This is a genomic window from Paraconexibacter sp. (genome assembly GCF_041602235.1).
Classification (GTDB): Bacteria; Actinomycetota; Thermoleophilia; order Solirubrobacterales; family Solirubrobacteraceae; genus Paraconexibacter.
The window spans coordinates 18,254-29,240 of record NZ_JBFIGP010000013.1; the positions used below are offsets into that span (position 1 = coordinate 18,254).

Below are 10,987 nucleotides of genomic sequence, written 5' to 3' on the forward strand. Positions count from 1 at the left end.
TCCGTGCTTTCCCGTCTGGTCGCTCACGCCCGTCCACGCGCCGTCCCGCTCTCCCTGATCGCAGGCGCCTATCTCCTCGCGCTCCTGCAGCGTCCAGGGAGCGTCGTCGCGGACACGAAGGTCCACCTCTACGTCGATCCGTCGCGGTTCCTGTCCGACGTCGGGAACGTCTGGACCTCGACGGCTGGCCTGGGCCACGTCTGGGCCGGGCAGTACGGCGGCTACCTGTTCCCGATGGGACCATTTTTCACGCTGGGCGACGCCCTGGGGCTGCCGGTGTGGATGGTCCACCGGCTGTGGCTCGGGACGCTGCTGGCGATCGCCGCGCTCGGCGTCCGCGCGCTGATCCGAGCGCTCGTGCGTCGTGCCGACGGCACCGCGGTGCCCGACGGCCCGCTCCACGTCGCGGCCGCGGTGCTGTACGTGGTGAACCCGTACGTCACGGTCTACGCGGACAGGACGAGCGTCGCGCTGCTCGCCTACGCGGCGATGCCGTGGATGCTGCTGTGCGTGCACCGCGGGTTGCGCGACCCGCGCGGCTGGTGGTGGCCGGCGGCCTTCGCGCTCGTCCTGACCTCGACCGGAGGCGGTGTGAACGCCGCGGTCACCGGCTGGGTGCTGCTCGCGCCCGCCCTCCTCGTCGTCTACGAGCTCGGGTGGGGCGGCGTCCCGGCCGCCGCCCTGCGCCCCTGGGTCGGCCGCGTGGCGGTGACGGTGGCGATCACGTCGGCCTGGTGGATCGTCCCCTTGCTCATCCACGCTGCGGAGGGCGTCGACTTCCTGCCCTTCACCGAGCAGCCGGGCACGATCTGGGGGACGACCTCGCTCGCGGAGTCCTTCCGCCTGATGGGGTTCTGGACGAGCTACATCGGGGTCGGGTTCGGCGGGGAGCTGCGTCCCTTCTCCACCCAGAGCCCGGGCCAGCTGTTCTCGCTGCCGATCGTGCTGGCGGGCATGCTCGTCCCCGCGCTCGTCGTGCTCTCGGTGCGCTGGACCTGGCGCCATCGGTACGCGCCGTTCTTCCTGCTCCTGACCGTGGCGGGGCTGCTGGTGATGGCGGCCGGCTTCCCCGACGGGACGCCGCTGCGCCGGGGACTCACGTTCACGTACAACAACGTCGAGGCGGTCCGCTTCCTGCGCACCTCCTACAAGGCCGGCCCGCTCGTGGCGCTCGGCCTGGCGGTTCTCGCCGGGCTGGGCTTCGCACACGTGTGGTCGCTGCTCGCCGGCCGCCGGATCACGCTCCCGCGCCTGCGCCGCCCGCTCGGTCCAGACCTCCTGCGCGGCGCCGTCGCCGCCGGGCTCGCCGTCGTGGTCGCGATCGCGGCCTGGCCCCTGACGAGCGGGCGCGCTCCCGACCGTCAGCTCGCCTTCACGGTCCCGTCGTGGTGGAAGGACGTCGCGCGGGACCTCGACGGTGCCGATCCGAACACGAGGGCCCTGGTCCTGCCCGGGCAGCTCTTCGCGAGCTACCGCTGGGGTCAGACCATCGACGCGATCCTGCCGACGCTCACGGAGCATCCGGTGGCCAACCGCTACATCGTGCCGTTCAGCGACCTGCGCGCCACGGAGCTGCAGTGGGGGGTCGACGCGCTCGTGACGCAGGAACGCCTGCTGCCGCGTCAGCTCGAGCCGCTCCTGGATCTCCTGGGGGTCGGGCAGGTCGTCGTGGCGACCGACGGCGACCGGTCACGGGGCGGCGAGCTGGGCCCGGCCGAGGTCGCACGGACGCTCGGCCCTCGACCGCAGGGCACGGGCATGGCGGGCGCGGGCATGCCCGGGCTCGAGGGACTGGGAGGGGACGGCCTCGATCCCCTGCCGGACCCGGCGGGGGGCGGTGCGCTGCCGGGGGTCGCCCAGCCGGGGGCCCTGCGCCCCCGGTCCTACGGTCCGCAGCGCGCGTACCCCGCTGCCGCCGGGCGTCTCGGCGATCCCGTCCGGCGACCCGCCGTCGAGCTGCGGCTCGCGAGCACGGGCGGGATCGTCCGGGTTCTGCCGCGGGCTCCGCTGACGGTGCTCGACGGCGGAGCCCAGGGGGTGCTGGACCTGGCGGCCTTCGGCGATCTCCGCCCGGACCTCCCGCTCGTCTACGCGCCGGACATCGACCGGGAGCAGTTGACCGGTGCGGTGCGTGACGGCGCGGGCTTCGTCATCGCCGACGGAGTGCGCCGGCGGGCCTTCGTCGCCGCTCGTCTCCGCGGCAACGTCGGACCGACCCTGCCCGCCGACGAGGACGTGAGCGAGGACGGCACGCGGCTGGACCCGTTCGCGGGTGCCGACCTGGCGGAGCCCACCGACGCGCAGACGGTCGCGGTCCTGCGAGGCCGCGGTGTGCGCTCGGTGACCGCGCCGTCGAGCCCGCAGATCACGCAGTTCCCCGAGCACCGTCCGACCGCTGCTCTGGACGGCGATCTGGGCACGTCGTGGCTGGCGGATCGCGCGCTGGCCCGCGACCGTCATCACCTCGACGTGGAGTTCGACGAGCCACGGGACATCGGCACCATCGAGCTCTATCCCTACTCGGACAGCCGGGGCCAGGTGCGCGCCGTCGAGATCGACGGCCGACGCTTCCCGGTCCGTCAGGGCTGGAACCGCCTGCGGGTCGGGCTCGAAGGCGTCTCGCGCCTGCGCGTCCGCATCGCGGAGGTCGCCCGGCCGCGCCGGGCCTCGGGGGGTGCCGGGGGCATCCGCGAGCTCCGCATCCCCGGTGTGGTGGTCAGGGAGGCGCTGCGGCCCCCGAGGCTGCTGGAGGACGCCCTGCGCGGCGAGGACCTCTCGACCAACGCGCTGACCTACCTGCTGCAGCGCACGACGGCCGATGCGCCGTGGCTGCGAGGTCGGCAGGCCGGCCCCGCCCAGTCCTACCTGCCCAGGGACGCGCGGGACCCCGAGCCCCGGATGCAGCGCTCGCTCCGCTCGCCGGTCGCGCGTCGCTTCCAGCTCGAGGCGTGGGTCAGCGTCGATCCGCAGGCGCGCGACGACGCCCTCGACGCGATCGCCTCTCCGGTCGCGACCGCGCTGCGCGCACGGTCATCCTCGCGGTTCGAGGGGCGGCCGCGGAACCGGGCCAGCGGTGCGTTCGACGGTGGGGCAGACCGCGCCTGGATCGGCCAGTGGATCGCCGGGCGCCCCGCGTGGATCGCCTGGAGCACGCCGGCTCGGACCTCTCTGAAGCGGCTGCGCCTGGTCCCGCCGTCCGCGGAAGTACGTCGCCCGACGCGGGTCCGTCTGCGGTCCGAGAGCGGGCGCAGCCCGGTCGTCGCGGTGCGGGCCGACGGCTTCGTGCGGCTGCCGAAGGCCCTCGCCGGAACGCGCTTCCGGCTGGACATCGTCGATGCGGCGTTCCCGCCGGGCACACCGGCCCGCGTCCGCTCGCGCCGCGCGGTCGGGATCGGTGAGCTGCGGGGCGCCGGGGTGAGCCCGGTCCGCATCCGCCGCAGTGGCTCGGTCTCGGCCCGGTGCGGCGCCGTGGTCGTGACGGCCGCCGGACGCTCGGTGGCGCTGAAGGTCGGGACGCAGGACCTCCGGAGGTTCGATGCCGGCCTGCCGCTGGCGGCGGAGGGGTGCTCGGGCCTCGCGCTCCCGACGAAGCGCGTCCTGGTCCGCGATCGTGGGCGCACGACATTCGTTGCAGATCACCTGCGGCTGTTCTCACCTCCCTCCGGCGGTCTGGTCCTGCCCGGTGCCGGTGGTGCCGTCCTCGAGCCCGGGACGGGTACCGGCGGGCACCGGGACGGCGTGCGCATCGACGTGAAGGAACCGTCGTGGCTGGTGCTCGGCGAGTCCTACGCGCCCGGGTGGCGTGCATCGTGCGACGGGCGCGACCTGGGTGCTCCCCAGCCGTTGCAGGGCTACGCCAACGGCTGGCCCGTCGAGCCCGGGTGCGAGCAGGTCGTCTTCGACTACCGGCCGCAGCGCATCGCCGACCTGTCGTACCTCCTCAGCGCGATCGGGATCCTCGCGCTGCTGGCGCTGCTGCTGGCGCGGCGACGGGCGCGCGGCCCGTTCCCGCACGCATCGACCACGCCACCGGGGCGGTTCGACGCGTCGGCAGACACGCCGGGTCGCTGGCCGGCCGGGCGCGCGCTGGCGGTCGGCGCGGTGGCCGGAGCGGTGCTGGGCTTCGTGTTCGCGCTGCGGGCCGGAGTGGTGCTGGGGCCGGTCGTCGCGCTGGTCCTCTGGCGCGCGATACCGACGCATCGCCTCGTCCTCGCGGCGGGCGGCCTGCTGCTGGTCGGGGTTCCGGTCGCGCACCTGCTGGCGGGATCGGAGGACCCCGGTGGCTATCGGACGAACTACGCGGTCGAGCACATCGCCGCGCACTGGGTGGCCACCGGCGCGCTGGGCCTGCTGCTCATCGCGCTGGTCCGCTGGCTCGTGGCGGACCGCAGGACGCGGCACGGGACGTTCGCGGCCTCGCGGTGATTCGGGCGGGGCTGCGGGCGGCGTCGCCCGCGGGCCCTAGTACGGCCAGGGCCCGTCGTGAGGCCCGTGGCCCAGCAGCCGGGCGACGGGCCGCAGCCGGAGAAGGATGAGGACCTTCACGACGGCGTTGCGCGCGAACCACGGCAACTGGGCCACCTGGCGCGCCGCGTTGCGGGCACGGGCGACGGGCCGCAGCGGCGCGTCGAGGCGCTCCCACTCGCCGAGCGATCCGTCGCGTCCGGCGTAGCGCCAGGTCGCCGACCCCGCCAGCCGGCGCAGGATCGCCAGGGTCACCCCGACCGACGAGAAGCTGTCGTGCACGAGCATCCGCCCGCCCGGAGCGACACGGCCGCCCCAGTCGGTGAGGTCGGCGAGCGCGGGCCCGTAGCGGTGCGCCCCATCGACGTAGAGCAGGTCGATGCGCTGCGGGGCTGCGCCCCGCGCCTGCGGGGCGTCGCTGAACGCCCGGACGTGCTCGACGCGGTCGGCGACCCCGGCCGCCCGGAGGTTGTCGTGGAACGCCCTGGCGTCCGCATCCCCGAGCGCCTCGTCGGCGGCGTACTCCTGCGGGCCCCGGTCGGACCCGGCATGGGGGTCGATGCAGAGCAGCCGGGCGTCGCGGTTCGCGGATCCGAGGGCGAGCACGATCGCCGACCGCCCCCGGAACGACCCGATCTCGACGATCGTGCCGCCCGCCGGGACCAGCGCCGCCCGGGCGTGCAGGCGAGCCGCCTGGGCCGGTGTCAGCCAGCCCTCGACGCCTCGCACCGCCTCCAGTGCGACGGCCAGGGCGCTCACGCGACCACCGGCCGGCGACGCGGCAGCGCCCGCAGGCCCAGGATCAGCACCGCGCCGGCGGCGACGACCTGCGTCGCGAGCACGATGGTGGCGAAGGCGACGATCCCGAAGTGCCCGGTGAAGAGGATCGTCACCTCGGCGATCGCGACCGCCCCGAGGACCCAGAGGAATCGCCGCTCCCGCAGCGCCAGCATGTACTGCACGGTGAGGTAGGCGACGGCGAGCAGCGTCATCGCGAGTCCCAGCAGGAGCAGCGCGCCGGACCCGTCCGACCCGTCGGGCCCGAACGCCAGCGTGAGGAGGAGCTTGGGGGCGATGGCGAACAGCACGAGCGCCGGGGCGGCGACGACCACCAGGACCCCGAGGGCGCGCGCCAGCACGGGCCGCGGATCCTGGCCGGCCGCGTGGCGTCGCGTCGCGTCGGGCAGCAGCTGCAGACCGACGCCGATGGCGACCCACACGACGCTCTTGGCGGCGACCGCGGCGATCGCGTAGGACCCGGCGCGGTCGGCGTCGAGCTGGTGCCGGGCGATGATGACGTCGACGTTCTGCAGGACAGCCAGGAGACCGAGACCCAGGATCGGCACCCACCCGCCGGACACGAGCTCGCGCAGCGTCCGCAGGGGCGTGGGGGACGGAGGGTGCGCCTCTGCCGCGGCGGGCGCGTCGAGCCGGCGGGAGATCGCGACCCACAGCACGGCCGCCGTGATGCCGATCGTCAGGGGCGTTCCCAGGAACGCGCCGGTGACACCCGCGCCCGCGGCGACGAGCAGGACCGCGGTCGCGAGGCGCCCGAACGCCTCCAGGATCAGGCTCACCGCGACCGATCCGAACGCGTGAAGGCCCTGCAGGACGCCGCGCTGCAGCGAGATCAGCAGCCAGAGGGCACCGGTCGCCGGGAGCGCCGCGGCGGCCCAGGGGTGCTCGGGCGTGCCGGTGACGGCGGCCAGGGGGTCGCGAAGCAGGGCGCCCAGCAGGGCGAGCGCGACGGTGGCGACCGCGAGGCGCGCCGTCCAGGTGCGCAGCGTGGCGCGCATGGTCTCGTGGTCCCCGAGCACGCCGAGCGCGGTCTCGCGGGCCGCCGCGGCCTGCAGCGACTGGCCCCCGACGAGCAGGATGAGGAAGGCGCCGATGATCGCGGCGAGCGCGCCGTAGCCGTCGGCGCCGAGCATGCGGGTGATGACGATCGTGAACAGCAGCTGGATCGCGTTGTTCATGAGCGTCGCGCCGGCGAGACCGGCGGCGGCTCCCGTGCCGGAGGCGCGGACGGTGTCGCGCAGCCGGGCCCGCTCGCCTGCGGCGACGCCGTCGAGCACGCGCAGGTTGGCGGACGCCGTGTGGTCCCAGGTGAACCCGCGGGCGCGGGCCCGGGCGGCCTCTCCGTAGGCGTGCCGCCGCGCGTCGTCCGCGACGAGATCGCCGACATGGCGGCTCAGCTCCTGCGGCGTGTCCGCGAGCACGCCGGTCTCGCCGTCGACGATCGACTCGGGCAGTCCTCCGACGCGCATCGCCGCGCTCGGCGTTCCGCAGGAGCCCGCCTCCATGACGGTCAGGCACCACCCCTCCGCACTCGACGCGGTGAGGTTCACCCACGCGCGGCCGTACAGCTCCCACTTCTCCTCCTCGCTGACGTGCCCGTGCAGCGTCACGCGGTCGGAGATCCCCCTCCGGGCGATCTGCTGCTCGAGCGCCGCGCGGTGGTCGCCTTCGCCGGCGATCTCCAGGTGGGCGTCCGGGATCGCCTCGAGCACGTCGAGGATGTACTCGATCCGCTTGTAGGCCTTGAGACGGCCGAGGTAGAGCAGGGTCGGCGTCGCGGCCTCCTCGGAGGGAGGGTCCGCCGGCGCGTCGCAGCCGAGGTACGCGACGTGGATCCGGTCGTGCGGGACGCCGAGCTGCTCGAGGTCGCGCTGTGCGGCCCGCGAGATCGTGAGGAACTCGGTCGGGCGGTACAGGAAGCGCAGCGGCACGCGCTCCAGGACGAATGCGGCGATCTGGCCGCGGCGGCCGAGCTCGGTGACGTAGTGGTCCGCGTGGACGTGGTGGACCAGCGTCACGCGCGGCATCTTCAGCCACGGCCACAGCGGCGTGAAGAACGCGATGCCGTTGATGACCTCGAGGCACACGTCCGCGTCGCGCCCGACACCGCGGCGGAGCGTGAGCCACGCGGCCCGCGGGAAGACGGTCAGGCGGGTGCCGACCCGATGGATCTCGAGACGCTCGTGCGGGCGCTCGACCGCGGGGGCACCCGGGAAGGAGCCCGCGATGACGGTGACCCGGTGGCCCCAGGCGACCCAGCGCGTGACCTGGCCGAACAGGTTGGTGCCGGTCCCGCCGCCCTGCGGATGCGCCCAGTCACGGTCGGTGAGCAGCAGGATGTGGCGCGGGGTGATGTCGGCGGGGGCCGTCGGCACCGCGCGACGGTAGCGCAGGGGCCGGGCAGCCGCCCGTCAGCCGCCTCGGGGACGCCGCGGGGGAGGACAACCGCCGACACCCGTAGAATGCCCGAGTCGTGCGCCGCCTGAGAAGCATTCCCGCCCTCGTCTGCACCCTCGTCCTCGCGGCGACGCCTGCCGTCGCCCTGGCCCAGAGCGCGGGTGACGAGCAGTACCAGGACCCGTTCGGCAGCGAGACGACGCCGTCCTCGCAGAGCGACGGCACGACGACGGATTCCGGCGGGAACCTCACCACCGAGCCCCAGGTGTCGCCCGGCTCCAGCACCCCGTCGACGCCGTCGTCCACGGCACCACAGACCACGGACGTGCCGCAGGTCGGCGGGGCGCGTTCCGGCGAGCTGCCGGACACGGGCATCGACACCCGGCTGTTCCTCGCGCTCGGCGCCTCGCTGCTGCTGGCCGGGGTGGGCCTGCGCCTGCGGACGATTCCCGAGCGGTTCTGACCGTCAGGCCGCGGTTCAGCCTGCCGCGGCGGACGACTAGCCTGTAGCTCGCATGTCGTCGCGCACCGTCCGGACCACGCACGCCGAGCAGACCGAGGCGCTGGGCGCCGAGCTGGCCCGGTCGCTGCGGCCCGGCGACGTCGTCCTGCTGCGCGGCGAGATGGGGTCCGGGAAGACGACGTTCGTCCGGGGTGCCGCGAGGCAGCTCGGCACCCGGGCGCCGGTGACCAGTCCCACCTACACGATCGGCCGGCGCTACGACGAGGCCAGTCCGCCTGTGGCGCACCTCGATCTGCACCGTCTGGAGTCCCTGCAGGACGAGGACCCGGCGTTGCTCGACGACTACCTCACGGACTCGCACGTCGTCTTCGTCGAGTGGCCGGAGGTGGCGGACGGCGAGCTGCCACGGGTCCGCTGGACGGTGACGCTCGCCCACGCCGGGGCCGACGCGCGCGAGATCACGATCGCGGAGGTGGCGGCGTGAACCTCCTGGCGATCGACACCGCGACGCCCGACACCGTGGTGGCGCTCCGCACCGCCGAGGGCCGGACCCACACGCGGCGGCACCGGCCCGGGTCCGGTGAGCGGCCGGGGCACGTCGCGCAGACCCTCCCGCTGGCGCGCGAGCTGCTCGGCGAGGCGGGCCTGGACTGGTCGGCGCTGGACCGCGTGGCCGTCGGCGTCGGCCCCGGGACGTTCACCGGCCTGCGCATCGGTCTCGCGACCGCCCGGGCCCTGGCCTCCGCCGGGCGCACGGAGCTGGTCGGGGTCTCGACGCTCGCCGTGCTCGCCGCCGGGGCCGCGAGCGACGGGCCGGTCGTCGCGGTGCTCGATGCCCGGCGTCGCGAGGTCTTCGCCGCGCACTGGCAGAGCTCATCGGCGGCCGCCGCTGGGCAGCCGCCGAGCACCGGTCCGCTGGCGATCGATCCCTCCGCGCTCTCGGCGGCGACGGGTGCCGGCTCCGCCCTGGTCGTGGGGGACGGCGGACCGCGGTACCGCGAGGTGCTCGCCTCCGGTGGGTTCACGGTGCCGGCGGACGCGGACCCGCGCCATCTGGTGGACGGCAGCGTGCTGTGCGATCTCGGGGCCCGGGCCGCGGCCGGCCCGCCGACCGCGGTGCTCCCGGTCTACGTCCGCGCGCCGGACGCGATCCCGGTGGCCGAACGGGGGCGCGCATGAGCACGACGCCCGCCACCAGGATCGAGCGCCTGCGCTACCAGGACCTGCCGCAGGTGATCGCGATCGAGCGCCGCGCCTTCCCGTCGCCGTGGTCGCTGGCGATGTTCGTCCTGGAGCTCAGCAAGCCCGCCGGAGTCGTCCTCGGCGCGTGGCAGGGCGAGCAGCTCGTCGGCTACTGCGTCTGCAGTCGCTACGACACGGTGTGGCACCTGATGAACATCGCGGTCGAGCCGCAGCTGCACCGGAGGGGCATCGCCGCGTCGCTCCTCGACGACCTGCTCGTCCGCATCCCGGACCCCGATGCGCAGTTCACGCTCGAGGTGCGCCAGAGCAACCTGGCCGGCCTGCGCCTGTACGAGCGCTACGGCTTCCTGATCGCCGGGGTCCGCCGCCGCTACTACCAGGACAACGGGGAGGACGCCTACATCATGTGGCGAACGCCCGCCACGCTGCAGGGGCGCCTGGACGACGTGCCCAACGCCGGACCCGTGATGCCGTCGCCCGGCACGCAGCACCGGACCGTCGTGCATCCGCGTGGCGTCGATCGCGAGGGAACCCCGTGAGCCGAGCGGTCGCGGAGGGCCTCGTCCTGGCCATCGAGACGAGCTGCGACGACACGTGCGCGGCCGTGGTCACGCGGGACGGCGTGATCGCCAGCAACGTGATCTCCTCGCAGGGGATCCACGACGCCTACGGCGGCGTGGTGCCGGAGATCGCCTCGCGCCACCACCTCGAGCTCATGGATGCCGTCGTCGAGGACGCCCTGACCCGCGCCGGAGCGTCCCTGGACGACATCGGTCTCGTCGCCGTCACCCGCGGCCCGGGGCTCGTCGGGGCGCTGCTCGTCGGGCTGAGCGCCGCGAAGGCCATCGCCGCGGTCCGGCGCCTGCCGCTCGCGGCGGTCGATCATCTGCAGGGCCACGTCAGCGCCAACTTCCTGCGGGTCGACGGTGGCGCCCCGTTCGATCCGCCGTTCCTGTGTCTCGTCGCTTCCGGCGGGCACACCTTCCTGGCCCGCGTGGAGGAGCACCACGGCTTCGAGGTGCTGGGACGCACGCTCGACGACGCGGCAGGGGAGGCGTTCGACAAGGGGGCACGCCTCCTGGGGCTGCCGTTCCCGGGCGGCCCGCACCTCCAGCGCGCCGCGGAGCCGGGCGATCCCACCGCGTTCGCCTTCCCGATCGCCGAGAAGGTGGCGGGCCTCGACTTCTCGTTCAGCGGGCTGAAGACCTCCTTGCTGTACGCGGTGCGGGACCTCGGGGAGCAGGAGGCGCGCCGACGCCACGCCGACCTCGCCGCCAGCTTCCAGCACGCGATCGTCGAGGCGCTGGCCCGGCGGGTGGAACGTGCCCTGGAGCAGACCGGTCTGGACCGTCTGGCGATCGGCGGGGGTGTGGCGGCCAACGGCCCGCTCCGGGCGCGCCTGTCCGCTCTCGGTGTCGAGGTCCACGTGCCGCCGCTCGCGCTGTGCACGGACAACGCGGCGATGATCGCCGCGGCGGCCCTGCACCAGCCCGTGACGCCGTATCCGGAGCACCTGGGACTCGACGCGTACTCCACGTCGGATCGCGGCCTGTGAGCACCGCGGAGGTCACGGTGCACGTGCGCGAGGGCTGCCACTTGTGCGAGGAGGCACTCGCGGTCCTGCGACCGCTGGTCGCCGGGCACGGCGCGCGGCTGGCCGTC

Annotated in this window: 8 protein-coding genes; 6 read left to right on the plus strand and 2 right to left on the minus strand. The window is 74.7% G+C overall.

What is annotated here, in order from left to right; genetic code table 11:
• Nucleotides 1-3 precede the first annotated feature (3 nt).
• Nucleotides 4-4,425, plus strand: coding sequence for an alpha-(1->3)-arabinofuranosyltransferase family protein (locus ABYE80_RS02110; RefSeq protein ID WP_372788296.1), 4,422 nt, complete (start codon nucleotides 4-6; stop codon nucleotides 4,423-4,425).
• Nucleotides 4,426-4,461: 36 nt separating this feature from the next.
• Here the strand turns inward: ABYE80_RS02110 and ABYE80_RS02115 are convergent, their stop codons facing one another.
• Both ABYE80_RS02115 and ABYE80_RS02120 read right to left on the minus strand, forming a co-directional pair.
• Nucleotides 4,462-5,223, minus strand: coding sequence for a class I SAM-dependent methyltransferase (locus ABYE80_RS02115; protein WP_372788298.1), 762 nt, complete (start codon nucleotides 5,221-5,223; stop codon nucleotides 4,462-4,464).
• Nucleotides 5,220-7,637 (minus strand): glycosyltransferase, encoded by a 2,418-nt coding sequence (locus tag ABYE80_RS02120; protein ID WP_372788299.1) that lies wholly within the window; start codon nucleotides 7,635-7,637, stop codon nucleotides 5,220-5,222. Before ABYE80_RS02120 ends, ABYE80_RS02115 begins: the two co-directional genes overlap by 4 nt.
• 98 nt (nucleotides 7,638-7,735) lie before the next feature.
• On the opposite strand from ABYE80_RS02120, the gene ABYE80_RS02125 reads away from it, so the two are divergent.
• Genes ABYE80_RS02125 through tsaD form a run of 5 tightly spaced genes read left to right on the plus strand, consistent with a single transcriptional unit; the run spans nucleotide 7,736 to nucleotide 10,880 of the window.
• Entirely contained in the window at nucleotides 7,736-8,122 is a 387-nt protein-coding gene (locus tag ABYE80_RS02125) for an LPXTG cell wall anchor domain-containing protein (RefSeq protein WP_372788301.1), read from the plus strand.
• Nucleotides 8,123-8,174: 52 nt separating this feature from the next.
• Nucleotides 8,175-8,606 carry a tRNA (adenosine(37)-N6)-threonylcarbamoyltransferase complex ATPase subunit type 1 TsaE gene (tsaE, locus tag ABYE80_RS02130; RefSeq protein ID WP_372788303.1) on the plus strand — a complete coding sequence of 144 codons (432 nt, stop codon included), beginning with the start codon at nucleotides 8,175-8,177 and terminating at the stop codon, nucleotides 8,604-8,606.
• Nucleotides 8,603-9,301 (plus strand): tRNA (adenosine(37)-N6)-threonylcarbamoyltransferase complex dimerization subunit type 1 TsaB, encoded by a 699-nt coding sequence (gene tsaB, locus ABYE80_RS02135; protein WP_372788305.1) that lies wholly within the window; start codon nucleotides 8,603-8,605, stop codon nucleotides 9,299-9,301. Before tsaE ends, tsaB begins: the two co-directional genes overlap by 4 nt.
• Nucleotides 9,298-9,864 carry a ribosomal protein S18-alanine N-acetyltransferase gene (rimI, locus tag ABYE80_RS02140; protein WP_372788306.1) on the plus strand — a complete coding sequence of 189 codons (567 nt, stop codon included), beginning with the start codon at nucleotides 9,298-9,300 and terminating at the stop codon, nucleotides 9,862-9,864. Before tsaB ends, rimI begins: the two co-directional genes overlap by 4 nt.
• Nucleotides 9,861-10,880, plus strand: coding sequence for a tRNA (adenosine(37)-N6)-threonylcarbamoyltransferase complex transferase subunit TsaD (gene tsaD, locus ABYE80_RS02145; protein ID WP_372788308.1), 1,020 nt, complete (start codon nucleotides 9,861-9,863; stop codon nucleotides 10,878-10,880). The genes rimI and tsaD overlap by 4 nt, the downstream gene beginning before the upstream one ends.
• Nucleotides 10,881-10,987 lie beyond the last annotated feature (107 nt).